The sequence below is a fragment of the Rhodococcus sp. IEGM 27 genome (assembly GCF_033142305.1).
Classification (GTDB): Bacteria; Actinomycetota; Actinomycetes; order Mycobacteriales; family Mycobacteriaceae; genus Rhodococcus_F; species Rhodococcus_F oxybenzonivorans.
On sequence record NZ_JAWLSG010000021.1, the window covers coordinates 29193 to 54426 of the forward strand.

19 protein-coding genes are annotated in these 25234 nt (G+C 64.4%); 16 read left to right on the plus strand and 3 right to left on the minus strand.

What is annotated here, in order from left to right; all coding sequences use genetic code 11:
• Positions 1–49: 49 nt before the first annotated feature.
• Positions 50–2194: a type IV secretory system conjugative DNA transfer family protein gene (locus R4P95_RS32565; RefSeq protein ID WP_317747511.1), complete on the minus strand. Its 2145-nt coding sequence runs from the start codon at positions 2192–2194 to the stop codon at positions 50–52.
• A 1199-nt stretch (positions 2195–3393) separates the two neighbouring features.
• Here R4P95_RS32565 and R4P95_RS32570 point away from each other — a divergent pair.
• From R4P95_RS32570 to R4P95_RS32605, 8 genes are all read left to right on the plus strand, one after another.
• Positions 3394–3705 carry a hypothetical protein gene (locus R4P95_RS32570; protein WP_317747510.1) on the plus strand — a complete coding sequence of 104 codons (312 nt, stop codon included), beginning with the start codon at positions 3394–3396 and terminating at the stop codon, positions 3703–3705.
• 44 nt (positions 3706–3749) lie between these two features.
• Positions 3750–4148, plus strand: a complete 399-nt coding sequence (locus tag R4P95_RS32575) for a hypothetical protein (RefSeq protein ID WP_317747507.1) — start codon at positions 3750–3752, stop codon at positions 4146–4148.
• A complete protein-coding gene (locus R4P95_RS32580) occupies positions 4145–7216 on the plus strand; it encodes an ATP-binding protein (protein WP_317747506.1) in 3072 nt (1023 codons plus the stop codon). Before R4P95_RS32575 ends, R4P95_RS32580 begins: the two co-directional genes overlap by 4 nt.
• Positions 7213–9357: a hypothetical protein gene (locus R4P95_RS32585; protein WP_317747505.1), complete on the plus strand. Its 2145-nt coding sequence runs from the start codon at positions 7213–7215 to the stop codon at positions 9355–9357. The genes R4P95_RS32580 and R4P95_RS32585 overlap by 4 nt, the downstream gene beginning before the upstream one ends.
• Positions 9357–10187, plus strand: coding sequence for a hypothetical protein (locus R4P95_RS32590; RefSeq protein ID WP_317747504.1), 831 nt, complete (start codon positions 9357–9359; stop codon positions 10185–10187). The genes R4P95_RS32585 and R4P95_RS32590 overlap by 1 nt, the downstream gene beginning before the upstream one ends.
• Positions 10184–11785: a peptidoglycan DD-metalloendopeptidase family protein gene (locus tag R4P95_RS32595; protein WP_317747503.1), complete on the plus strand. Its 1602-nt coding sequence runs from the start codon at positions 10184–10186 to the stop codon at positions 11783–11785. The genes R4P95_RS32590 and R4P95_RS32595 overlap by 4 nt, the downstream gene beginning before the upstream one ends.
• A 244-nt stretch (positions 11786–12029) precedes the next feature.
• Positions 12030–12620, plus strand: coding sequence for a hypothetical protein (locus tag R4P95_RS32600; protein ID WP_317747502.1), 591 nt, complete (start codon positions 12030–12032; stop codon positions 12618–12620).
• A gap of 11 nt (positions 12621–12631) precedes the next feature.
• Complete coding sequence (locus tag R4P95_RS32605) at positions 12632–13219, plus strand: hypothetical protein (protein ID WP_317747501.1); 588 nt, start codon at positions 12632–12634, stop codon at positions 13217–13219.
• Positions 13220–13339: 120 nt separating this feature from the next.
• Here the strand turns inward: R4P95_RS32605 and R4P95_RS32610 are convergent, their stop codons facing one another.
• A complete protein-coding gene (locus R4P95_RS32610) occupies positions 13340–14395 on the minus strand; it encodes a DUF3068 domain-containing protein (protein ID WP_317747500.1) in 1056 nt (351 codons plus the stop codon).
• A gap of 91 nt (positions 14396–14486) precedes the next feature.
• Between R4P95_RS32610 and R4P95_RS32615 the strand changes: the two genes are divergently transcribed.
• Together R4P95_RS32615 and R4P95_RS32620 are read left to right on the plus strand one after the other, a co-directional pair.
• A complete protein-coding gene (locus R4P95_RS32615; protein WP_317747499.1) occupies positions 14487–16772 on the plus strand; it encodes a GAF domain-containing protein in 2286 nt (761 codons plus the stop codon).
• A 56-nt stretch (positions 16773–16828) separates the two neighbouring features.
• Positions 16829–17365: an inner membrane-spanning protein YciB gene (locus R4P95_RS32620; protein ID WP_317747498.1), complete on the plus strand. Its 537-nt coding sequence runs from the start codon at positions 16829–16831 to the stop codon at positions 17363–17365.
• 289 nt (positions 17366–17654) lie between these two features.
• On the opposite strand, the gene R4P95_RS32625 is transcribed toward R4P95_RS32620, so the two are convergent.
• Positions 17655–18086 (minus strand): helix-turn-helix transcriptional regulator, encoded by a 432-nt coding sequence (locus tag R4P95_RS32625; protein ID WP_317747497.1) that lies wholly within the window; start codon positions 18084–18086, stop codon positions 17655–17657.
• Positions 18087–18451: 365 nt separating this feature from the next.
• Here R4P95_RS32625 and R4P95_RS32630 point away from each other — a divergent pair, with 365 nt between their 5' ends.
• The 6 genes from R4P95_RS32630 (at position 18452) to R4P95_RS32655 (ending at position 24608) form a co-directional block, all read left to right on the plus strand.
• The gene (locus R4P95_RS32630) at positions 18452–19138 is read left to right on the plus strand and encodes a hypothetical protein (RefSeq protein ID WP_317747496.1); all 687 of its coding nucleotides are present in this window, start codon (positions 18452–18454) and stop codon (positions 19136–19138) included.
• A complete protein-coding gene (locus R4P95_RS32635; protein WP_317840525.1) occupies positions 19135–19659 on the plus strand; it encodes a hypothetical protein in 525 nt (174 codons plus the stop codon). The genes R4P95_RS32630 and R4P95_RS32635 overlap by 4 nt, the downstream gene beginning before the upstream one ends.
• Complete coding sequence (locus R4P95_RS32640) at positions 19656–19961, plus strand: hypothetical protein (RefSeq protein WP_317747494.1); 306 nt, start codon at positions 19656–19658, stop codon at positions 19959–19961. The genes R4P95_RS32635 and R4P95_RS32640 overlap by 4 nt, the downstream gene beginning before the upstream one ends.
• 235 nt (positions 19962–20196) lie before the next feature.
• The gene (locus tag R4P95_RS32645; protein WP_105419088.1) at positions 20197–20454 is read left to right on the plus strand and encodes a hypothetical protein; all 258 of its coding nucleotides are present in this window, start codon (positions 20197–20199) and stop codon (positions 20452–20454) included.
• A gap of 2040 nt (positions 20455–22494) precedes the next feature.
• On the plus strand, positions 22495–23082 hold the full coding sequence (locus R4P95_RS32650; RefSeq protein WP_317747493.1) for a hypothetical protein: 588 nt from the start codon (positions 22495–22497) through the stop codon (positions 23080–23082).
• 290 nt (positions 23083–23372) lie between these two features.
• Positions 23373–24608: a hypothetical protein gene (locus tag R4P95_RS32655; protein ID WP_317747492.1), complete on the plus strand. Its 1236-nt coding sequence runs from the start codon at positions 23373–23375 to the stop codon at positions 24606–24608.
• Positions 24609–25234 lie beyond the last annotated feature (626 nt).

Here is a 25234-nt window from a genome sequence, read left to right on the forward strand (position 1 = left end):
GTCAGTCTCGGGAGGTGCCCTCGAGGAAACTTGGCGTTACCTCGAGTGGTCATACAGGCGCTCCGACGAGGTCGGGTTCTGGGAGGACGACGACGCCGGTGGCGTCGTAGGTGATGCGGGTCTTCACGCGGCCCGTGCCGACGGTCAGGACGGTTTCGATGACCTCACCCCTGGTGCCGCGGCGAACATCGACTGAGTCGACGGTGACCGCGACGAGCTCGCCGTTGTCGTCGTCGACGAGGACGGTCATTCCGGCCTCGACTGCGGAGGCCGGAATGACGTCTGAGAAGTCGTCATCGTCGGTGGGCGCGACGTCCACCATCGGTGCCGTGGCCGCCCGGTCGCCGTCGGTGGCGGTCGTGCCGATGACGATCGGCTCGGGAGCACTGCCGTTTCTCCGTGCCCGCTTCGCGAGGGCGCGCTCGGATTCGATGAACGAGGCCAGATCCTGCGAGTAGCAGGTGAACTGCGGGGCCTCGGCGGGCATGAGGCCGTCGATGATCGCCTTCTCGCTCTGGGCGAGCTGGTTCCACTTGTTGGGGTGGCGGTCGACGTTGGGGGTCCACCACATCTGCGCGTCGACGGGAATGCCGTCGTCGCCGAGCGCGATGCCGCGACCCTTGACGGAAGTGTCGACCTCGCGACCGACGGTCGAGTCGCCCCACATCATCAGCGCGCCATCCTGCGACAAATTGCCAAGGCTGATGCGGGTACCGAAGTTGTCCCGCGCGTTGCCGGAGGCGCCACCGAACAGGCTGGCGTCGGGACGCTGCACACCGAGCAACAGCCGGATGCCGGCTGAGCGGGCGAGAACAGCGAGGTCGGCCCACGCACCGAGAGGGTCGAGTTCTTTGAGCAGTGCGCGGGTCTCGTCGTCGCCGGTCTTGGCCAACCGCTGCCACTTGCCGGAGAGAATGAAGAACTCGTCGAGGACCGCGATCATCAGTGGTAGCTGCGAGCCCTCGATTTTCATCTGATGGATGTAGGCGTTGCGGGCCATCAGCTCGGCATGCAGTGCGCGCACGAACATCGCCGCGCGCAGTGCGTCGTAGATGATCGCGCCGCAGCCGGGGTAACCCTCGAGTCCGTCGAGTTCGATCATCTTCGGATCGACGCCGACGAACGGGATTCCCCGGCGGGCCGCTTCGGTGAGCAGGGTACGGATCACCGACGTCTTGCCACCCCCGGTGGGACCGACGATCAGGCAGTGCGGTTTGTTGGAACTGGTGGAGACGTCCCAGTACATGATTCGGTCCGCGGTACCGGTCGCATACGGCAGGTGCCGCAAGTTCTCGTCGACCAATTCGAGCGGATGGTCGACCCGAGGGGGCATCGCGGTCACCAGACGCATCACCAGGTAGCCCTTGTCTGGATACCAGTCGATAGTCCAGTTACGGCCGGACTCGTGCTGCCCTGCCAGGGAGGCGAGGGCTTCCTCGACCTTGAGCTGGAAACCGTTGGCGCCCGCGTTCATCGACTTCTCGAACGCGATCCGGTAGCCGGTCTCGATACCGGCTTCGTCGACAGTGTCGACGGTGACCTTCGGGTCCTTGAAGATCGAGGCGTCGTCGAGCGCCGTCTGGAGGACCTTCTGACGGTAGGAGCGGGTATCCGGCTCGATGGCCTCCCGGGCGATGATGATGCGGTCGCGGTGGGCTTCGTGGCGTACCTTGACCTCCCATTTTTCACTGCTGGGAAACGCAGTATCGATCGCTCGGGACAACTCCTCGAACTGCTTGGGCCGGATGACGGTGCCACGGTGCAGTTTGATCGTCGCGCGTCGGATCACACGCCATCCGGACGGGAACGGCACGGCGATCGCCTTCGGCAGGTGCCCGATAGCCTGTCGGACCACCGATTCGAGCATCTGCGACCACTTGTGCACGCGGTGGCGCAAGACGTCGACGATGACGAGAGCGACAGCCGCGACGACGAGCAGCACCCGGTAGCCGTGCAGCTTCGTCAGCATCTCGACGACCGTCTCGTTGGCGGCGGTAGCCGACATCAGGCGCTGGGAGTACACAGCAACACCCGCGGCGACGACGGCGATCGGCGAGAGCGGGGTGAACCGGCGGATGCGCGTCGGCTGGCCGTCCTCGCCGACCTGGTTGCCGCGACCGTCGCCGGAATCGCCGAAGGTCTCGCGCCACGTCGCGACCAACCAGTCTTTGAGTGGGTCGTGATTTCCGCTCACCGCCTGCACCTTTCGATCGTTTCGACCTGGACACCCTCCGGGAGGCGTCTTTGAGCACAGTGACAGAAACCCGCGATTTTCCTCAACGGGGTGTCCCCCTCATGTGGCGCACCACGGCGGCGCGACGAACATCGTTCTCGCGCCGAATCTCCAGGTCGGATCGCCGAATCGGATCCTCAACGCATTCCACTCGCCCTTGACGGGAGCTCTCACCCTTGCGTGAACGGTGGTTGCATCGGCCCGTCAACGCTCTTGCCTGGGCGCTCGGTCGCCGCTGATCGACACGCTAGGTCGAACGCTCATCGGAGCTTTCCCCGAGCGCTCTACTGGCACAGTGTGAGGCGCGGTCTTCAGCGCTCGTGCGAGCGCTCTTTCGAGCGCTCTTTCGAGCGCTCTTTCGAGCGCTTCGCCGCGCGCCTCTGCGGGCGGTTGTGCCAGCTCGATCGAGAGGTGTTGTGAGCGCTGCGGAACGCGTGGACATGCGTAGCGGTGCGCGCTCGCCGACGGCAGTAGTTCTGGCACCGCTCATAGCGTTCCACATGGGCGTTCCGAATAACGTTGGCGCTGAGCGCAATTCTGGATTACACTCCCCCCCAAGGAACGCCGGGGGGGAGTGGCCCCCGGAGGGGGTGGGCGCGGGAGGCGCTTTTTCGAGCGCTCGAATCCACTGCCGAAATCTTACGCCGAATCCGGCGCCGTTTTCACCGCGCATCAGAGCGCTCTCTCCGCGCACCGGCTCACCAACGCTGGATCCGCTCGCTGCGGACTGCCCGTCTCGGTTCGGCCTCCGACGCCGCCTGCACCGCGTACGCGGACCGCCCGACCTCGCGCTTGTGAAAAGCCTCGGTGCGTACCCATAGCCTCGACGCTCCGTGGCGCCTATACGCGAGTCTCCAACCCTGTGCCCCATAGGGTCCTGATCACCGCAACGACACACGGGCCGCCCCCATCGTGCGAAACACCGCGCGGGGAATCCGCTCACGCGAGCCTGATTACCGGCTGCCCATCGAGGTCGAAGTCGTCCGCGCCGCCACTGCGCGCCCATCGGAAACGGCATTCCCGATGCCGCATCGCCCCCGTTCACCTGCACCGATGGCCCGACCCCCGCGGGGCACCCCGTTGAGATGAAAAGCGAAATCGACTTACGGTCGTGCGCATCCACATTCAGGTGCACCAAATCTCAGCGATGGAGAGTGCTTATGTCCCTTTCGTCCGCAGTCGTCGATCTTGCGATCACCACCACCCCGGGTATCGACATGCTCGCCCAGAACACCGAAGTCGATACCGACACGCTGCGCTCGTGGATCGGTGACAACATCGTTTTCACGATCCTGATCTTGATCGCGTGTGTGGTCCTGATGGGCGGTGCGCAAGGCAAGCTCTCGAAGGTCTTCACGGTCGGCGGGCTGTCACTCGTCGGTATCGCCTTCTTTTCCCTGGCAAGCAGTGAGAGCGCCGCGACCGGCGTCGGTAACTGGCTACTCAGCCTATTCGGTATCGAGGTGGCCTGACCTACCGTGCCCGATCACCAATCGACGATCGAAGGGAGCCGACTGTGATCGACAACGACGACCTGCTGCACCGGGTGGACCAGCACTACCTCGGCCCGACCGGGTTCACCCTGCCGATCCGGATTCGGTACGCGTCGCTCGGACTCGGGGCCGCATTCATGGCAACGATCTTCGTCATCGCCCGCGGCATCGTCCACGTGCCGCTGGGGTTCAAGTCCCTCGTCGTAATGGTGGTCATCACTGTCGTGCTCACCGCGCGGGTGACGAAGTTCGTCAACGCCGATCGCCCGGTCCGGTCGGTGGTCCGGGCGGCGTGGAATGACCTGAATGCACCGCGCCCGCCGAAGCCTGGTCAGACCGTCGTACTCCGCCTTCCCGCCATTTCCCGCCCTGCTGGCAGTGCGGGTGCCATCACGCCGATCGAAGGTGAGTCCTCCCGATGACTTTGCAGCCCGACAACGAGATCGCCGCATTGTTCGATCCGAACTTCGACGAGCCCGAGCCGGCCATCGTTCCGCCCGGTGCGTTGCCGCCGTCGTGGGCGGCGGCAATGGCCGCGAACCGAGCGGCTGCCACACCGACCGCTCCGGCGCCGGTCCCGGCCCAGGAATTGGCATGGTCTCAGGCCCCGGACAGCAACATCGCAGCTCCCGCACCTGTCGTGGTCCCCTCCCCCGCACCTGACGCGGAGCCGGGACCCGCCGCGCAAGGCACGCGGCGCGGAAAGCGGGACGGCCGCCGTGGGGACCCGGACACGGAGGTCACCCGGCAGGTCACAGCGGCGAAGAAACGCGCGGACCGCGAACGCAAGGCGGTGCGTCTCGGACTGGTCGGGGTGGAGGGCAACGTCACTCGCACGCGCCGGCAGTCGACGGCATGGTTCGTGCAGCCACCGGGACCGTGGAACATGCGTCCGGTCGGCAAACAGCGACGCTACATCCAGAACGAGGGCTTGGTTGTGGCGAACCTCGCCGAGTCCGGTGTGACGGGGCTGCACCGGCGGCTGGTGCGCACACCGTGGCCAGTGCGGCAGTGGGCGCAGGCACATGACGCGTGGGCCGATCCGATTCCGGACGTGCCTGGGGCGCTGTCGTGGGCGGATTACCTGCGCGGGCAACAGCACGCGATGCTGTGGGGAAACCCGACGCAGAAGGGCCGCTACTGGGGTGTGGAGCTGCCGCCGCGCTCGGTGCTCGCGCAGGGTCTCGATACGGTCGGCCAGTGGCTGCTTCCGGTCGTCGACTGGCCACTGCTGGGCAAGTTCGCTCAGCTGTGGCGCAAGTGGGCGCGCGATGCATTTCTGGGCGAGCAGAAGGCGATCGCCGATCACCTCTCCACGATCGAGCGGCACCTGTCCGGTCAGGGTGTGAACGCTAAACCCGCAACTCCAGGCCAGATGGATTACCTGTTGCTGCGCTCTGCGACGCTTGGGCTGCCGCTGGATGCGGACGGTGTGATCTCCGGTGCCGGCGACTGGGAGGAATCCGATGTCGCCACACTCGAAGACCTCACCAATCTCGAGCTGACTCCTGGCGACGGCTACACCACGGTGCGCGGGCAGGTCGGCGGCAGGGACTACACCGGCTACGCGATCGTCCTGACGGTCGGGCGCATGGCGCCACTGCCGATACCGGAGAAGATGCTGCCGTGGCAGGTGATCGGTGATCCGTCTGGGGAACCGCTCGAATGGTCCGAGCGCATCTCGCTCAAGACGAAGGGGCAGACGCTGCGTAGCCTGCGCCGGTTGACGTCGAAGATCGAGGCCCAGTTCGACCACTACACCGTCGAACACGACCAGTCCCCGCCGCAGGAGCTTGCCGAGCAGCATGCACTCGCCCAACAGGTGATCTCCGACATCGATGAGGACCATTCGGGCCTGTCGGTGCGCACCGAGGGCTGGTACCGCGTCCTCATCGTCGGCTCGTCGCCGGAGGAGGCGAAGGAGAAGGTTGCGTTGTTGCAGGAGATGTACGCGCCGCGGATTCGCCTGGAACAGGAGCACGGCCAGTACCAGCTGCTGCGCGAGTTCATTCCGGGCGAGCCGCTGGCGAACATCGCGCACTGCCGGCGGATGAACGTCGAGGCACTGTCGGCGGGCATGGCTGCGGTCGGTGACCGGATCGGTGACCGCACCGGCGTGGTGGTGGGACAGACTGCGTCGATCGCTCCGCGGCCCGCGGTGTGGGATCTGTTTGCCGCGCACGAGAAGAAGCACAAATCGGGTCTGACGCCGATCGTCGCTGTTCCCGGCTCGGGTAAAACGTTCCTCGCGGGTTTGCTTGTCTACCAGGCAGTGCGTGCGGGTGCCTACGGTGTGGTACTCGACCCGTCCGGGCCGCTGAAGAAGCTTGCTCAGCTGCCCGAGTTCCGGGGCATCGCCGAGGTGCAGGCCCTGACAGGGCGCACCTCTCGGCCGGGATCGCTCAACCCGTACCGGGTGATCGTCGACCCACGGCGCGAGGACCCGGAATACGACCCGATGAGCCCGGACTACGCCGACGACACCGATCCGGTCGCAGCAGCGCAGTCGCAGTACGAGGCGGATCTACGAGCCGCGGAGGCGGAGCGGATCTCGGTGGCGGTGTCGGTGCTGAAGATGATGCTCACACCCTCGCGGCTCGAACATCAATGGACCGAGACGGTTCTACAGACTGCCGCGAACATGGTCGGCGGCCAACGCAACCACAACCTGAGCGAAGTCCTCACCGCCATCGCCACGATCGGCGAAGGCAAGGACGAGACCAACGTCGACCTGATTTCCTGCGCGCGGTCCATCCACCAGGACCTGGCGATGATGTCCCAGCTCGCCGAGGCCCGCGTGCTCTTCCCGGAGGAGGGAACCATCGGCGACGGCGAGAGCGTCGACCGCAACGTGCGCCTGACGGTCCTGACAATGCCGGGCCTGCAACTGCCCCCGACGGGCACCGACCCGGCTCAGTGGACCCCGCAGCAGCGGATGGCCGGCCCGCTCATGCATATGGCGGCGTGGATGGCGAACCGGCTCATCTACGAGCTGCCGCGTTACGAACGCAAGGTCCTCTTTCTCGATGAAAACAAGTACCTCGAGCAGACCGGCGCCGGACGCACCCTGAACCTGCGGATCGCCCGCGACAGCCGGAAGTACAAGGTTCGTGCGCTGGTGTGCTCGCAGCTGCCCGACGACTACCTCGGCGTCGACGGCACCGACGACAAGTCCGCGCTGACGTACGAGGTGATCATCGGTGACCTCGGCGGCAACGCCCATGCGATCGAGGGCGCGCTCAAGCTGCTCAACCTTCCCCTCGGCGAGGGCTACGAGTCACTACTGGCCGGTCTCGGTGGCGGCGGCGAGGACACTCTCGACGAGGACACCGACACCGAGCACCTGGACCAGGCCCGCCGGTTCATCGTGAAGATGGCCGACGACATCGAGCTGATCCGTTCGGACTGGACGCATTACGTGCACCTGGCCCATGTGTTCGACGCCCTGGACTCGCGAGCAACCCGCACAGCGATGGGGGGTGCGGCATGAGCCCGCTGCGGGCCCAAGCCGCACAGATGGACCGCTCCCCTTCCCCGCTCCGCTTCCGGTGGCGTACAGGGATCGTGGGGCGCGTCCTGGTGGTGCTGATGATGGCCACGGTGTCGCTGATCGGACTCGGTGGCACCGTCGCATCGGCCGGCGGATTCGACTGCCAGGACGTTCCCTCGCCGGAGTTCCCCAACGAAGTCCTCGAAACAACCTTCGACTCGACCAGCGCCGATCTGCCGGCCACCGGCGGCACCGGCTATCAGACCTATGGGTGGGCCGGGCTCAAGTGGCACACCTACGACCTGGGTTGCGGCGCAGACCTGGTCAAGGCACCAGGTGCAGTCGGCGACACCACCCTGGGCAATACCTTTTTGACCATCGGCAAGTCGATGGCGGCCGCCGCGTTCTGGCTCGACGACCAGACCAAGACCGGCCAGGACGCCACCGAGGCCGGGGTAACTCCCGCGCTCGAGCGGTTCGACCAGATCGTCTTCTCGATCACCGAAGGCATGCGAGGCCTCTACGGGCAGTGGGTCGGCATCGGCCTGGTCATCGTGGCCGCGATCATCCTGTGGAAAGCCCTGAAAGCCGACGCGGCCGGGGTCACGAAGACAGCGGCGATCTCGGCGGCGGGGCTCGCGCTCGGAGCGTTGATGGTCGGGGCTCCACAGAAGGCGCTCCAAGTTGCCGACGAGACGTTCGGGGCGCTGATCACCGAGACGCAAGACCAAATCTTCGCGGTCCAGTTCGGCGACGACGGTGGCACGCTCGCTGCCGGCGGCACTGACCCACGCAACGTGCTAATTGACAAAATCTTCCTTCCAGACTGGCGCAAGGGATGGTTCGGCACCAACTACGACCCTGAGGACAAAGCTGGCCTCGGTGTGAAGCTCCGAGACTCACTGGCATTCACCTATGACCAGCAGAACGCGGTGAAGGACGACCCGAAGGCGCAGGCGCAGCTCGCCGAGGAGAAAGCCGACCAGTTCCGGGAGATCGTCACCGATCTCGAAACCGACTACCAGCTCTCCTACTACCAATTCCAGGGCAAGGACTCGGGCCGCACATCCACCGGTTTCATGGGCATGATCAAGCTAGCCATGCCGTCATTGCTGTGGATCGGCGCGTCCCTGCTGAAACTCACTGCGCTGCTCGCAATTCGGTTCGCCGTCCTGTTCGCCCCGATCTGGATTCCCGTCGCGATCGCCTACGGCGGGTGGCTTGCCCGCGTAATGCGCATGCTCGCCTCGGCCTACATGTGGGGCGTGGCCGGCGCGGTGATCGTCGCGCTGTACCTGATGGCGCTGGTCCAGCTCTACGCCGATTCGAACGGTGTCGTCGACGGGTCCTGGCGTCTGTGGTTCATGGTGCTGCTGACCGTCGTGTGCTGGGCGATCATGCGGCCGTTTAAACGGATGAGCCAGACGTTCACACAGAACAGCGCGAGCATGGTCAACCGCAAAGCCCGAAGCGTCAAGAAGTCCATCAAACGCAAGGCATTCGACGCTGCGAGCTTCGCGGTCGGTGGGCCGGCGCAGGCGATCGCGGAGAAGGCCGCCGAGCGCTTCGCCCGTCGCGGCCGCGACGGACACGAGGACGACGACGGGGCGACCACGATCACTCGGCCCGAGGGTCGCGCGCTGGGCAACCGTCGCCAGCAGGCGCTCACTCAGTCGCGTGCGGATGCCCGGAAAGCGCAGGGGCTGGGCCAGGCTGCACGCCTGGGACAGGCGTCCGACCCCGCGATCGAGCGCGATGCACGTATCGCGGGGATCGCCGCCGTGGCGAGCCGCGACATTGCCCGCGGCAAGGGCGGGGTCGACGACAGAGACGCCGACCGCGCAATCAGATCTGGCGCCGCGGCGTGGAAATTCTTCGACCAGAACGAGGCTGACAACCGCGTCCAGGAACGTCGGGCCCGCAGGGAACTGCTGACCGCGAGCGTCGGGCAGCGGTGGGACGGCGGCGACCGCTCGGCCATCGCGCCAATGAAGGTCTATACCCCCACCCGTGGCCAGCGAGGGAGATCTCGCGCCACCGCGTCCTCGCCGCACCGCTCACCGGTGAAGGCGTCGCCGAACGCGAAGGTGTGGAACGCCGCCGTGCCGGCCCGCACGACGCCTGAGGACCGGTACATCTGATGTCGGCATCCGGACCCAACCCTGTCCTCGCACCGATTCGCCGGTGGGTGCTCTACTCCCGCACCCACTTGGCGATCACGGTGGCCGGCGCCGTTGCGTTGTTGTTCGCTGCCGGCGCGGTCTTCGGAGAGCCCCCTCCGCCGCGGGCGGTCGCTCATGAGGCGGACACCACCGTGGAACCGGTCACGCCCGCGGAGACGATCAGCTACGACCTCGACGAAGTGACCGAGTCCCTGGTCGTCGCGAAGACCGCAGCCTGGGCCGCCTCGAGCGCACCTGCCACAGCGATGGCCTACGCGCACGCCTTCGTCAACACAGCACCGTCAGATTCTCTGTGGGCCAATACTATCGGCCGACACACCGCCGACAAGCTGGGAGAGCACGTGGTAGCGGCCAGGCCGCGGACCCCAGTGGCCATTACCGGCCCCACGGTCAGCACGCTCACCGACGAGCCCGACGGCACGAAGGCCGCGCGGGTGACCATTCCGACGCAGGCCGGGGACCTTCGGATCACGGTCACCGTCGACGAGGCCAACGGCGAGAAGCGGTGGGTGGTCGACACTCCCCTACCGACCCTCGACCTCTCCGAAGTCGAGAACATCGCCCCGCCGACCACAGCCACTCCGCGCACCTCGACGCCACCGACCACCACCGCGACCGACACCACACAGCCGCAGCCGATACCGACGTCGAGCCCGTCAACGACGCCGCAGCCGGCGGTCGATCTTGATGAGCCGACGACCGCCGCAAGCCGCGGCAACGACCCGACGCCGGTTCCCGGACCGATTCCGATCCCGGAACTCGACACCCCGATCCCGGGGGGACGGTGAACATCCGCCGCGCACGGTCGGCGCTGCTGTTCACCAGCGCCATCAGCATCCTCATCGGGACATCGGCCTGCTCACTGGGCGCACCGGTCATCCCAAGAGATCCGTGCCGGACCGTGAGATCCGACAACACCGACGGGGTCGGGTCGATCACTAAGAACCTGACGCTGACCGTGTCAGAACCAATCCGTCTGCCGGTCGAACCCGGAACCACCACATTCACCTCCGGATTCGGTGAACGCTGGGGAGCTCAGCACCAAGGTGTAGACCTCGCCGGGCCGGTCGGCACAAAGATCCTCGCCGCGCTCGACGGCAACGTCGTCAAAGCTGGGGCCTCCGGTGAAGGACCCGGGGTCGGGTTCGAGAACTGGGTGGTCATCGACTCGAACGTCGATGGCAAGCCCGTGAGCACCGTCTACGGCCACATGTTCGCCAATGGAATTCACGTCAAACCGGGCCAGCAGGTCAAGGCTGGCGAACACATCGCCGATATCGGCAACGCCGGCGGATCGACAGGCCCGCACCTGCACTTCGAGTACTGGCAGGGCGGTCGACTGCAGGGCGGAACAGCCCTCGACCCCGTCACGGTCCTGCCCGACATCGCCGAACAGAACAGCACCGACGGAGGCGACCTCGACACCGTCAGTAACAGACCCGTTCAACTCGTGGCCGCCTCCCGGTCTACGGCTGACTGCTCGGGTTTCGGCATGGCCGGCGGTGGCGAGCTGGCATTCGGGATCGTGCCGGCCGAGTTCGAGCCGTGGCTACGCCGCGCCGGCAGTGTCTGCCCTCAGATCGACGGCCCTTTGCTCGCCGCTCAGCTCCAGCAGGAGAACGGATTCCAGCACGGCGCCGATGCTCCGGTGTCATCGACCGGAGCGCTGGGCCCCGCACAGTTCATGCCCAGCACCTGGGCAACGTGGGGTAAGGACTACGACGAGGACGGGAAGGTCGACCCGAACTCCCTCGGAGACGCGGTGATGTCGCAGGCGCACTTCATGTGCGCCCTGTACCACGATGTTTCCGGCTACATCACCGACGGGAAGGCCAAGGGCGACCCGATCGAACTGACGCTTGCGGCCTACAACGCCGGTCCCGGCGCCGTGCTGGAGTTCGGCGGTATCCCGCCCTTCGCTCAGACCGAGAACTACGTCCCCACGATCATGCAGGCCCGAGCGCAGTTCACCAATCCCAATGCCCGCGGTCGCTTCATCCCGAACACCTCCGGTGACAGTAGCCAAGTCGTCACGGCCGCTCGCGAATATCTCGGCACCCCGTACGTGTGGGGTGGCGGCGGAACCGGCGGGCCATCCGGCGGTGGGTTCGACTGCTCAGGTCTGACCTCCTACGCGGTGCACGCGGCCAGCGCAGGCAAGGTCTCCCTCCCCCGCACGTCCGAGCAGCAGTGGGGTGTCGGCATCGAGATCCCGATCGATCAGGCCAAGCCCGGCGACCTCGTCTTCGGAAGCTGGGGCCCGAACGGGCCTGGACACGTGGGGGTTTACTCCGGCAACGGCCAGATGGTCCACGCACCCACGACCGGCGACGCCGTCAAGGAAGCCGCAGTCCAGGCAGGGATGAAAGCACGTCGCGTGATGTAGGGGGACGTGCTATCTCCGCAGGTGCAGATGCTGAAGTACCTTTCGCCTTCTCACCTGTTTTTCGTCAATCTCGCGTATGCGCAACAGAATGTTCGCCGGTCAAACGGTACTTCCCCGCCAGATTCTGGGGCGTGCCTCTGGCAATCGTCCCGGCCCGCCTCGCGCGGACCACCCCTTCGGAACCCGGGAACAATTCATTTACCCTGGTAAACAGCCCAATTCGGCTGACAGAAGGGATGCTGGTGTGAAGGCACGAAAGCTTGTCATCGTGGTGTTGGTGGTCGCTGTCGTCGGGTTACTGACCTACACGTACCTCTTCCGAACCAGCAATGACGGGGACTCGGCAAGCGTGGCGCCGTCGACGTTGACCAGCGTACCCTCGACCACAGCCGCCGCGGCGACACCAGTCGACGCCGAGGCCACAGAGCTGCCGACAGCCTCCCGCGCCGCCGAACAGGCCGCCCGACAAGGCCTGACCGTGGCGTTCACCTGGTACCCAGCCACCGACATCACCCAGAATGACGCGTACGGGCGGGCCCGGAACTGGCTGACCGCCAAGCTCGCTGACCGCATGCTCGTCGACGCCCGCACCGAGCGCGGGCCGGGTGTGCAGTGGGACGAGTGGGCGCAGCAGCAGGCGAAGGTCATCGCCGATGTCAGCATCGAATGCTCCGGGTGTCCCGAGGACACCGACACCCTCGTCCACCGCGTGGCTACCATCAAACAGACCGCGATCTCCGGCAACAGCACCGATTCGGTCAAACCTGACACCACCGTGTGGGTCATCCTCGTCCGCGAGGGCGACCGCTGGCTCATCGACGACATCCGCTACTGACCGGAGGGCCCTTGACCCGCAATAGCATTACCGCAGCACTACTCACTGCTACTCTCGCCGTCGTCCTGACCGCATGCAGCAGGGACGGATCGCCCACCACCGCCCCCAGTGTCCCGAGTACCACCGCAGCCGCATCTCCATTCGGGGCCGAGGCGAATAGCGCCCTCATCACCAAGATTCACCGTGACAACGCGACAGCGATTGTCGAGACCGTGGAGGCACGTAGCGGTTCCCCTGACCAGGCACTCGCGGCCCTCCTCGCGGCAGAGGCGGAAACCGGATGGAGATCGGGACTTTCGATGGCCCCGCCATCGGTAGACATCCGGGACATCTACGGCTGGCGCTTCGGGTACAACATTGCTGCGGACTCCACGGATGCAGTCAAGGCCGCGACGAACACATTTATGGACAACGCCGCCACCATCACCGTCAGCGCCGACGACCCGGCCGTCTACGCGCTGGCCGTCCAGACCGCAGACCCCCGCGGCTACAACGAAAAGGAACACTTCTACAAAAAGGGTGAGACCGCAGCCACCGAGTACGCCGTCGCCCTGCCCAAGGCCCAGGCTGCGTACGCCGAGCTGCGCGATTCGCAGTAGGTGGGGCTACGAGCGGGGACGTGCCGTTTGCTCAGGTCATTGGCATGCTGCGCTGCAGATAGTGCCGTCGAAATTGATGCCGGGTCCGGAGATGTTGTAGGCGGCTTTCGACCAGTTCGGCTAGCTGCGTGACCAGCGGCGCGCGAGGATGATCGCGGTCCCCACCAGCACGATGCCGACCACAGCACTGAGGGCGGGCCCATAGCGGGTTCCCCACAGGATCGCGGTACGGGCGTCCTTCGCTTGTCGGGCAAGTCCGTTGATCGTCTCGTCGTCGAAGTGGGTATGCGCTTCCAGCGTGGTCACCGCATTCGGGTCGTCAATCGACCGCGCCAACCATCGTCTCGGTTGCTCCTCCACAGCAACGATCGCACCAGAGGCAGGCTCGACCCACACATCGCGGGTGGTGGAGTAGTGCAGATCCATCGTGGTCGGCTCCGTGCCAGGTAACCCCCACTTCTCGGCGGGCAAGGTCATCGTTGCGACACTGCCGATCGATTTCCCAAGATTGAGAGGGCCTATCGTCTGCTGGAAGTGATACAGCTGCATGCCGTTGATCACACGATCGTCGTCGACGTACTCGATCGGATGGGTCTCACGTGCGGTTCCGTCGTAGTACGGGTAGCTGATTTTCTCGACGTCGAACGGAAACTTGTACTGAATACCCTTCCGAGGCGTCTCAGTCGGGGGCTTGCCCAGCTCGGTTTGGGTTGTCGGGACGGGCTCGGCGAGCGGCATGCCTGATCGTCGGTCGATCGTGACGCGATCGACCATTGCCGAGACCGGGCCCAATCCTTCGCCCCAGTCGGTCCGGACCGTCTTTTGCGCCGCCTGCAGAGTTGTCGAATCGGCTGAAACCGGATTCTCGGTCGTCACATAGACCTGGATCCGCAGCGGGACACCCCGGTCGGTCTTCAGCGGACCCTTCATCACTACCGAGGTGGCCTTGAGTACCGCCGTGTCCTTCGCAACCGACACTGTCGCCGACTGCACATCAAGAGGGATGACCTTCAACCTGTCGGCACCGTAGGTAGGGACCAAGACAGCGACGGCGAGCAGGCACGAGCCGAGCGCGAGGAGAGTGCAGACCGCTGCGGATCTCCTCCAGCCTCGACGGTCGGTGGCATCCGCCTTGTGCACGTTCTCATCCAGTACGGTGTCGACTTGAGCACTCACGTAGCGCACCCTAGCCGCCTCAACAATGCGGATTCCCGGTCGGCCGGTATCTTCGTCCTGAGGTATTTGCCACATCGCAGAAGGGAATCTGGTGCTCGATCCGTTTGCGCCCGGCCTGAGTGTCGCGGAGGCCGATCGCTTGCATGAGCGCCTTCGCGCCGCCGGCCCAGTTGTCGAGGCCACCGACGCCGACGGACTGCGCGTCTGGATCATCACCCGGTACGACGACGTTTCTCGACTGCTGGCTGACCCTGGAATCGTCAATGTTCGGCCAGGCGGACCGTCAGGTAGCCCGGGTCTGCCCCTACCACCGGCGCTGGCCCGCAACCTGCTCAATATGGTCCCCGATGATCACCGCCGCGTCCGCATGCTTGCAGCGCCCGCATTCTCACGGCGACGGATCGGAGCGGTGAGGCAGATAGTGACCGCCCGTGTCGATGGGCTCCTGGACGACCTCGCCCCGAACGAAGCCGGTGTTGTCGACCTCTTCCCTGCCTACGCCTCTCCCCTGCCGGCTGACATCATCGCCGAGATCCTCGGCGTGACCGATGCAGACGCCGACGAGTTCCGTACCGCCGCGGCGACCGTGATGGCAATGAATCCCGGCGAACCCACCGCGGACGACCCCCGTATCCCGGCCATGACCACGATCGTTCTCGTACTCATGCGTGTTATCGAGGCCAAACGGAAATCGCCCGGTGATGACGCCATCACTGACTGGATCACCGCCCGCGATGCCGAGGACCGCCTGACCGAAGAGGAACTCATTTCCCTGGCGTTCCTGACGTTTCTCGCCGGATTCGAGAACTCCGTCTACCAGATCGCCAATGCCATCGGCATTCTCGCAGGACTCGATCGGGACCAGCTACTCGTCGAAATGGCCGACGACCAGCTCTGGCGCGACCGGGTGACCCAGCTGGTCCTCGACGCGGCGCCCGGGTCCTATGCGATACGGCGATTCCCGGTCGAGGACATCACCGTCGGCGGAACCCGCATCCCAACCGGCAGTCCTCTGTATCTATCTCTGCGCGCAGCGACCAACGACCCCGCCCGCGGCGATCGCCCGGACCTGGCATTCGGCCGCGGACCTCACTACTGTCTCGGTGCCGATCTCGCCGTGATGCAGCTCGACATCGCTACTCGCCGCCTGTTCCAACGCCACCCCGGCCTGTCCCTCGTGAAGCCATGGGAAACACTCGACCGGCGACATACCTGGCGCACTCACGGCCCCACCGAGATACCAGTAAACCTGACTGATCCGAAAGCCAGTACGGGAGAAACGGATATACCGATGACAGCTGACGCCCTCGTGCGCGCCCCCGCCGAACCCACCCACCCGATCCGCGAATGGACGACGGTCTTCGTCGGCACCGGTGACGAGCACCATGTCGTCGCCGAAGGCCCCAAACACCGCGACTGGCGAAAGATCGGCAATGTCTTTCGTGGACCTGCTCGCACAGCTGTCCTGGGGTTGATCCGTAAGTGCATCGCCGATCGCGAGCTTAAAATCGATACGTTCGAGGGCAAGGTCGCCGAAGCCCTGGGCCCGGTAGGGGCAGCCCACCCCATCCTGACTCCCGACAAAAACGTGGTCGTAGCAGTTCAGATCTGGAGCGGTGACCCGAAGAAGAACCCGCCGGACCGCCCCAATGTCGGGGCATGGGAGTGGGTTCTGAGCTCCGAGGACACCCCTCCCCCGCCGCAACTGCAGTTGGACCCCGGAGCTATCGAGCTCATCGGGATGTCCGCCCGGCATCAGGATCGATCGGTTTTCGGTCCCGCGGATCTCTACACCCGATCGGCCCGCCTGTCCGACACGTTGCGGCATGTACGCCAAATTCGAGACTGCCAAGTCGATGACACTTTCGACGGCACGTTCACCATCCGGGCCGAGACCGACGTCACCCGGGAGCTGCGCTACGCCGAGCGGTGTGTGGAGGGTCCGGCGGGTAGACGCGTACGCGGGATCTGTTGGGACGCAGGCACCGACGAAGCCCTTGTCCACGAATCGATGCTCGACGCGTGGCTGTCGACGATGTTGGCATCGACATCGGGGATGTACATCGCGGTCGGGGATCTGTCGTACCAGTACCCGTACTGGCTGAAGTGGGTGACCGAACACGTTCCCGGCCTCGGACACGGCGTGAGCACCGGTCAGACATTCGCGCTCCATGAGGAAGACTGGCCGAAGATCATCGAGTGGGTCCAGCAGGTGCGTAAGGGGCCAGTCTCCGGCACGGTGCGGGCACGACGCGGCGGCGGCGGCTGGTTGAAGGCTGAATTCCGGGGCTTCCTTCTCGATCCTCTCGTCAGCGACTCGATCGGTGTCGCTGTGATCTCCCCCGAAATCGAAACTATCCCTGACGAAACATTCTGACGGAGACGATCTTTCGGAGGACTGAACTCGTGTGGAGAGTGTTTTACAATGCCGCGTTGGTTGTTGCGTTCATGACGACCTACAAGACCGCCGGAATCTTCGCGGCGACGGTCGTCGTCATGGCCGGCGTCGTCGGCGAGATCATCGTGACGCTTGCCCGACGCCAACGAGTCGACAAACTGCAGTGGATCGGCCTCTGCCTCGTCCTCGTCCTCGGCGGTTCGACTCTGTTGTTCCACAACGAGACCTTCATCAAGTGGCGCGCCACAGGAGTCTATTGGCTAATCGCCGGCGCTTTCCTGACGTCGTTGATGGTCGCGAAGCGTGACCCGGTGCGCCTCATCATCGGACGATGGGTGAGCGCACCGGACGCTGTCTGGCGCTTCCTGAGCTGGAGTTGGTTCGTGGCACTGGTCGCGGTCGGCGCCGCCAACCTCGTGGTCGCGTACACCATGTCCACGGACACCTGGGTCAACTGGCGCGTCTTCGTCGCACCCGGAAGCCTCTTGGCTCTCGCTGCTACCCAAGCCACCTGGCATCGCAACTACATCCTCACGGCATGGCGCGACCACCAATCCGACGAAGCTATGTAATATCCCCTCCGACGTTGGTTCGACATAGAGTCCGCCGAGCGGACTGACTGCGCGATGCCCCCTCCGGCACGTGCCCGGTCGGCCGACGTCAGCGCACCTCACCCGAGGTTGCGGCGCGACCTTTTCGCGTTGCCCGCGCAGCACGCAGAAAGCCCCTCCTCGAAGGGGCTTTTCGTCATGATCGCGGGAAGGTCGAATGAACACTCACTTTGCTTACTGCACCACCACGGTTGCCAACACCAACGTCCAATACGACTGGAACCGTCTTCGCATCCGCGACGCCCGAGGGCTACGCGGGAGTGCCGCCGGGGCGGGTTCGTACCCGCTCGTAGCTCGCCCGCAGTTCGCTTTCAGGGATTTGAAGCGCTGCAGAGAGCTTCCTTGCCACATTGTCAGACAGCGAAATCTCGCCTCGTTCGACACTTCCAACTATTTGGGTGGTGACGCCGGCAGCGGCGCCGAGCTGTGGCTGGGTAAGCCCTCGCAGAATCCGCCAATCGCCAGGGTAGCGGTCACCCTCCGGAACCTTGACGAGGTCGGAAATGGACACCCCAATCGCGGCGGTGACACGGGCAAGCAAATCAACCTGCGGCGACGAGTCGCCAAGTTCCCATCGCCGAATCGTGTCGGCATTAAGTCGCGCCAGGCGCGCGAGTTCGCGCTGCGATACACCAGCAGATCGGCGGGCTCTCTCCAGTTGATCAGGCTGGAATCCGCGCATAACTCGACGGCTCACAGAGTGAGCCCTACCAGAAAAGTCGTCATCACTAGACACTGTGCAATCCCCTCGTTACGATGCGCACATAACGGTACTTATAAATCAATAGGTTTAGATTCGGAGAGAGCGGTGGGAGTTTTCACCAAACATGAACGGTCCCCCGGCTGTTAGCGCAGCCAGGGGACCGTCAGAACAGCAAGTCGACTGTTAGCGCAGTCGGACAAGCCATGAGACCAGCGGGTTAGCGGCCCGCGGCCTCGAATGCAGAACGGAGCCTGCAAATGCAAACGTTAGATGGCGCTGGTGCTCTACGCCTAGCGACTGGAAGTTCTCATGCTGGTCGGGAGAAGATCGACGGGCACGGTCGCGTGACCAACGGCCCTCTCCGCGAGATCCTGGCCAAGCACCGTCCGAGCTATGACCACGCGTCGTGCACGGCCTGCGGGTTCGTCTACACCCCCGATCTCCCGTTGTGCCCGCCCGTCGCTGACGCTCTGCGTGAACTGTCCACGGGGGCCGTGCGGCCCCAGGACCTGTCTCTCGGCCGCTACACAAGCGGTCGACTCCGCGCGATGGCACGCGAGCACACCGGTGAGGGCCGGTGCCGGCGGTGCGGGTTCGTCTACGCCGGTCAGGTGCGTCTATGCCCGACGTCGCGGCGGATCGCCGCTGAACTCGAGACCCGCGGCCAGGCGCCCGCGACCCAGCCCCACACAGGTCAGGGGTTGTGCGTAGGTAAGGGCTCCGGTTGGACCGTCACCAGCACAAAGGCGGCGGCCTGGAAGCGTGCGATGGCTGCCTGTTCGGTGTGCCCGCTGCTCGCGCAGTGCGAGAGGCAACTGGAAGACAGGCTCGCTTCCGGTGTGAAGGTCCGCGAGCAGATCATGGCCGGACGGCTGTTCACCGTCACCGGCCGCGAGGTCGAAGCCGCTGGGGTCGATGCGTTCGCAGTTTCCCGGGGGCGGACAAAGAAGAAGCAGCAGCAGCAGAAGCCCCAGGCACCAAAAGGGATCCCGTCTAGGCCGGCCACCAGAACTCGCGAGGTTGCGGCATGACATCACTCGCCGACCGAGTCTATCTGATGGCCAGCGGACAGGCAGAGACTCCCGCCGCCGAAGGTCTCGCAGAGATCCGATGGGACTGGTTCGCTGACCTGTACGCCGACCCTCGGTGGGGGCTTATCACTATTCCGGGCTTCGGTACGGCGGCCGCGCACGCCGTGGCCGGACTCTGCCGGGCGACTGCTCTCGGTCCCACAGCTGATGTTGTCGAGGTTACTGGTCGGGTCAGCTCACTCACGGCACGCTGGCACGCCATCGATCGCCTTGCCACGATCAAGGGCGGCCGCGCACGGTCCGAGGCCGCCAACTATGCCTGGGCTGCAGTGTCGGATTCCGCTGTCGACGCCTACGACTACCTGGCTGGCATCGAGTTCAGCGGCGCCGAGACTGTCTCTTGCGCGTTCTGGGCCCAACTTGTCACCCAACCCGCCGACGTCGCGGAGGTCCGCATCAACGCCGCTATCGACGCCTGGGAGGCTCGTCTTCAGGGTTCGGCGACAGGAGTCGCTGCATGACCACAGTCAGTGCTGTCGACGTCCACGGGCGTCAGTGGGAGCTCGTCCCGATACGGGATGTGATCTGCGCCAGGATTATTGCGGACGGTATCGCGACACCTATCGTGCTTTCCGAGCAACTTCTCGCCGAATGCGGCCCTCTTATGATCTCGGCTGCGGCGCCCACCCTGAGTGTGGGCGCCCGAGAGAAGCTCGCCGATATCATCGACCTGGTCGTGACGGCCCCTGAAACGGCTTCCATCGAGCAGATCCGTGAGGTCGCTTCGCTCGCCCGTCTACTTCTCCACCGACATCCCGCGTAGCAGTAGTCAAGATTCTGCGCGCTTCAGAGCAGGGCAGATCGGGTCCCGATCACCCAATCTTGTCGCGCCCTGGCCGGAAGCGGGATCGCTGAACCCGCGGCCAAGTCCGTTCAGTTCTGACACACCAACTCGTTCACGAGAGGCAGCCACCTTCGATGACCACTTCAGTCACATGCGACACACCGAACAGTGACGGTTACCCGTATCGGTTACAGATTCGATCTAGGGTTTCCTCATGGCACAGCACAACAAGGGGCCCCGCGGGCAAATCGCTACCCGCGCGCCCCTCAGACACCACAAGGTTTACGAGAGTCGGGCAGCCGAACTCGGCATCCCTGCTGGCGACTACTCCGTGCTCATTCTCGCCATCACGCACGGACTGGACATACCGGAATACATCAGCGAGAAACTTCGACCGGAACAGCTCCGACTACTCGAAGTCGAAGCTGCAGGGTCGCTGCACCGCGTCGAGCAATTGGCGATGGGCGCATGAACGACACCTAAACACGGAACAACCCCCAGGGCTTGGCGGCGTCGGGGGTTGTCCGTCTATGAAAGTTCGGGACCTTACCAGCTCCCTGACCACCACTACCTCGAAAGGAAGAGGCGGTGCTTACTCCATGATAACGCACGGCCGCAACTCTGCCTTGCCTGCGAACCCCCAGTCGGTCACGTGTCCGTCTCAACGAGACCACATGCCGGCTACAGCGTTCCCACACGGTCAGGACCCTTTCGACGGCGCTATCCCTGTGTTTGCTTACCAGGGCTCCCATTACACAACGGAATCTGCGGGTTCTGAGCTTCCACTTCCGGTGCCGCTTACGCGCGCCCCGGCCCTTCTAACCGAGGAAGGCGGTGGGCCTGGCGGATAGCTGATCGGAACTAACTCGATAGCTAATTCAAGAGCAGCGGTACCACCCAAAGGGACCCCCAGGCGGGGGTGGGTTTAGTCAATGAATCCCGCTGGGAGGACTGGCAGGTCCTCCCGTCTAGGGCGATCGTCTGGCAGGACGGTCATTCCCTGAGGTGAGTGGAAGAAGTGAGCAGCTTCTTCGACTCGGTACTGCATTCCCCGAAGGGACTACCTGTGCTAGGTACGTCTCAGGGTAACGCATACCCTGAATATCTCTCAACGGTTCAACATTCCGATCGCGGCGTGTCGTGGGACAAATCACACAACTCGCCAGTTCCTCAAACCGCTACGCAAGCAACGCAACCACTGGAGACCCCGTGGATTGACGAGCTGCGTCGACTCAATGCGGACACCGATCAGCGCGGCAAATCCTGGACGCTGCCCGTAAACGCCGGACAGGAGGCGAGAATCCCGATCTGGACAAGCCGCGACGGATGGATGCGACAGGTCCGGTACGCAGTCACCAAGACCGCCGCCGGCCGCGCCGCAGTCGCCAAACACAGGATCGGCGTCGAAAGCATGGTCGCCATCGCCGCCGCGCACGCGTCGTCAGCCGACTCGAAAACTGGGCGTCGCGTTACTGCCACAGTCCAGAACCTCGCCGCCCGAGCAGGTGTGTCCGAGTCGGTGGTCAAACGAGGTCGACGCGTGCTGAAAGCACTACACCTGGGCTTCGAGTTGGTCCGGGGCCGCACCCTGACTACGCGTGAATTCCAAGCAGCAGAAGTCCACCACGGTGGGCGTCAGCACCGCGCTGCCAGCGTATGGGCCCTGTCCTCCCCACTCGATCTCGTCGCAGCCATCCCCGCTCCCCCACAACCAAAAAAACGCGGCAGCTCCCACGGCAGGAGGCACCGCGCGGCGAAGCATGCTCGCCACACCGCCACGGCTGGTTCGAATCTCAATCCCCAGGCCAACGGCCGTGACCCCCTATCTTTGAGTGGTTTTTCCCCGAAGGGGATCTCTTGTAGAGAAGTAATCACCAAACGCGCGTGCGCGCGCGAGAACCGATCCCCATCCTCGAATCAAACCAATCCTCGCCCCTTGAACCTCCAACGAGCAGCCTCCGCACTGGTCGCTGCAGCTCCAGCCATCGCCCCCAGCGGCCACATCGGAATCGTGTGCGACGTCCTCGTCCGTTCAGGAATCGACACCACCCGCTGGACAGGACGCGATATCGCTCGAACTTTGACGGCTGACACAGTCTCGCGAGGTGAGCTTTGGCCAAACGAGGTGCGCTCGCCAATCGGATATCTGACCTGGCGTTTGTCCAGACTTGACTGGTCGGGCCCCTCCCCCAGCGAGCAGCGCGCCGCAGAGGCTGCGCACAGCGCACAGCGCCGAGCTGCGCGTGACGCCGAACGCGAACGAGCTCGTCGCGCAGCAGCCTCGCCTGAGCACCGGAGGGCACTCATGGAACAGATCCGCGCCACCCTGGCACCCCAAAGGCAGGCAGCCTAACCATGCCCATTGATGCTCTGCGCACTATGCACATACGGCAACGAGCGTGGGACCGGCCGCGGACGACAACCACCGCGCCGACCGAGGTACCACTCGCCACCGCATCCCGGTCATATACTGCGAGAATCATCGTGGCCTCGCACCGGACGGAGTGCGCTCGTGGGTAGGAAGAAGACGGCGTCCCAATCGACCCATCGCCACCCGCGCGTGTATGTCAGCCGAGTCCAGGCGGCTTCACGCATCAGCCGCAACGCCGACTCGATCCGCGAACGCCTCCGCAGCGGCGCAAAAACTGTCGTCGTTGACACGGCAGGTCAGCTAATTGAACTCGACGACAAAACATTCGCATCGGCCGGCGACGAATGGACCCTACGATTCACCGCTGGATCGCAAGCACGAATTCATCTCGACTCACCACTACCCGCGACCGCGCACATCGTTGCCACTGACGCGACGACCATGGAAGTCACAGGGCAAGTTCATGTCTGGGCCTACACCCACGCGACAATTACTGCCTTCGACCAATGCAAGGTGGTAGCCCACAATCATGCATTCATCAGAGCATGCGACCACTCCACTGTGTGGGCCGACGACAACGTCGTTGTACACGCCTACGACGAAGCCACGGTCCAAGCTAGAGACCACGCGATACTCGCGCTTTCCGATGAAGCACACGCAGTCGTGGACACCGCAGTTGAGGTTCGCGGACCGGCCCGCAAGAACGTAACCATCAGGTGCACAGCATGATTCCCGGATCATCCGCAGTCTCCGCTCCGTTGACGCACCACCTGTCCACCCGCAGTTGCAAGAGGGCCTTCATATGCCTGGCTGTGAAGCTACGTAACCTAGCTCGCGTTGCTAGCAACGCGAGCTAGCATCGCTAGGCGACTCCCGCGAGCCTGAATAGTCAGGCAAGCGTTGATACCCGGGGTACCTCCGCTTTCTGTCACGTGACGGCAGATACGGACGTCGCCGAAATCTCACCGAACGGCGCGTCATGATGACGACTTGGTCGGTGTCTGTGGTGGACTGCGAATATGCCCAAAAGCCGAGGCCGCCGCAAGGGCGGCAAAAGCCGACCCATTCGCCGTGCTCCCCGGCAACTCCACCCCGCCGATCTTCTGCTGCGCGACGCCCGGCAACTCCTCGAAATCAACGATGTGCTCACCGCCGAGACCTGGGCCAGCGGCTGGCTCGGCGAGGCGTGGTCGACAGCGGCAGTGACCGAACGCGAGCCCGAGCATCAACTGTGTATGCAAGTCACCGGTAGAGCATGCACCACACCGTCTCCGCACTCACTGGCCGCGATCGACGCGCTCGCGCGGGTCGCACCTGCGCCCGACCTTTCCATGCTGACCGACACCCTCCACATCTTGGCCGAAACCCAACCACTGCCGGCCTGGCACACCGTCGAGGCGTGGACTCCGACCGCGGCGTGGCGCGCGGTCGACGTGTACGACAGCGAACGGGTCCTGTTCATCGACTACGACGGACCCCACCCACACACATTGATGGCAAATATCTACCAGGTCGGCGGGCTGATGATCGACAAACTCGCTCTCCTGAATCCCGGCGCAGCCGCCACGTGGGACCAGCTGCGCGAACCTGACGAGGCTCCGATGCCGCTCCAATCGGCCCCGGTCGCCGAGGTACTCGCTGATCTTGCGCACGCGTTGCGCACCACCGACATGACCTGGCCCCGCACCGATGACGAGGACTTTTTCGATCACCGGGCGCTGGCATGGTCCCGCTGCCGGGACTACCTGCCAGAATGGCCCGAACATGCCGGACTACCCGAGCAAAGGCGCCGCCAACTGGTCGAGAACTTCCTCACCGATATTGGAAGCGACGACGAGGTGAGCCGGTCGCTGGCCGAGCTGTTCCTGGACTACGGCGACGGCTACATCGGCGCCGGACCGTTGTGCTGGAGCCCGGGCGAAGTGATGCTGCTGCTTACAGATTGGCTTCCCCGCAAAGCTGTTCTCGACGCCGACCAACGAAACGCACTGCCCTTCGTGTTTCGCCGATGGCTGACCTTCGCGCTGACCCAGCAGGGGATCGACCGCCAGTGGATCAGCCCTGTCGTCGATGCTGTCGATACCTTCCTGCCCGAGTTCCATGACGCGTTCGACGATGAAACTACCTGGGGCCCCGCCAAACACGTGGCCGCAGCGCTCACCGAGCGAGGCGTCGGCCTCACCGACCGCGACGCCATGGACGACGCCATTCGGCAACTCAACGCCGAACAACTCGCCCACCGATTACTGCCCTGATCCGTCGGCTCCGTGCACACCCGATTTACACGTCCGATTCGTTCTGGACCCGTGGAATTCCTGCGACGCGCTGGCCAGCGTATGCGCGCTCGTTGGGCAAGCGACGTAACTCTACAGTGCGATGCTAGTAAGGCTACCTAGCGTTGCTAGCGGCACTAGATAGAGTAGTAACGCGATTCAAGGTATCCCGACTAGCTATGCAAGCGTTGGTTGCTTGCCCACCTATAGCTGCTAGGACTGAAGTAGTAGCTAGCGGTGAAGGGACCGTCGCACTAAGGACGCTGGCGGAAAATGACAGGTTTCGCTCACAGAGATATGGACGCTAGCCTAGCTAGCGGAGCGCGGCTAGCCCGAAAGTGGCGCACGGTTGCTCCGGGGCGAGACGCTCGGGCAGCATGTCGAGCTGTGAAAGCTCGAAGCCTGGGCTGCTCCGTTTCGCGGCGTTCCGCCGCGCCTCGGCAGATGCGATCGGGCTGGAGGACGCGTTTCGCGTGACGTTGCCTCGTGGCATAGTTGTGGCGGCGACCCTCTGACCTGCGCAACTATCAACGCTAGTTTCTATAGCATTGACGGGATCTACTTTTGTTGGCAGGAAGGGAAGCGTAACTATCCAGGCTATCTGGACT

Bases quoted from the DNA above. Each gene is read 5' to 3' on its own strand.
- R4P95_RS32570 (WP_317747510.1), top strand. From the start codon at position 3,394: ATGTCCCTTTCGTCCGCAGTCGTCGATCTTGCGATCACCACCACCCCG.
- R4P95_RS32580 (WP_317747506.1), top strand. From the start codon at position 4,145: ATGACTTTGCAGCCCGACAACGAGATCGCCGCATTGTTCGATCCGAAC.
- R4P95_RS32585 (WP_317747505.1), top strand. From the start codon at position 7,213: ATGAGCCCGCTGCGGGCCCAAGCCGCACAGATGGACCGCTCCCCTTCC.
- R4P95_RS32590 (WP_317747504.1), top strand. From the start codon at position 9,357: ATGTCGGCATCCGGACCCAACCCTGTCCTCGCACCGATTCGCCGGTGG.
- R4P95_RS32625 (WP_317747497.1), bottom strand. From the start codon at position 18,086: ATGCGCGGATTCCAGCCTGATCAACTGGAGAGAGCCCGCCGATCTGCT.
- R4P95_RS32635 (WP_317840525.1), top strand. From the start codon at position 19,135: ATGACATCACTCGCCGACCGAGTCTATCTGATGGCCAGCGGACAGGCA.
- R4P95_RS32640 (WP_317747494.1), top strand. From the start codon at position 19,656: ATGACCACAGTCAGTGCTGTCGACGTCCACGGGCGTCAGTGGGAGCTC.
- R4P95_RS32645 (WP_105419088.1), top strand. From the start codon at position 20,197: ATGGCACAGCACAACAAGGGGCCCCGCGGGCAAATCGCTACCCGCGCG.
- R4P95_RS32655 (WP_317747492.1), top strand. From the start codon at position 23,373: ATGCCCAAAAGCCGAGGCCGCCGCAAGGGCGGCAAAAGCCGACCCATT.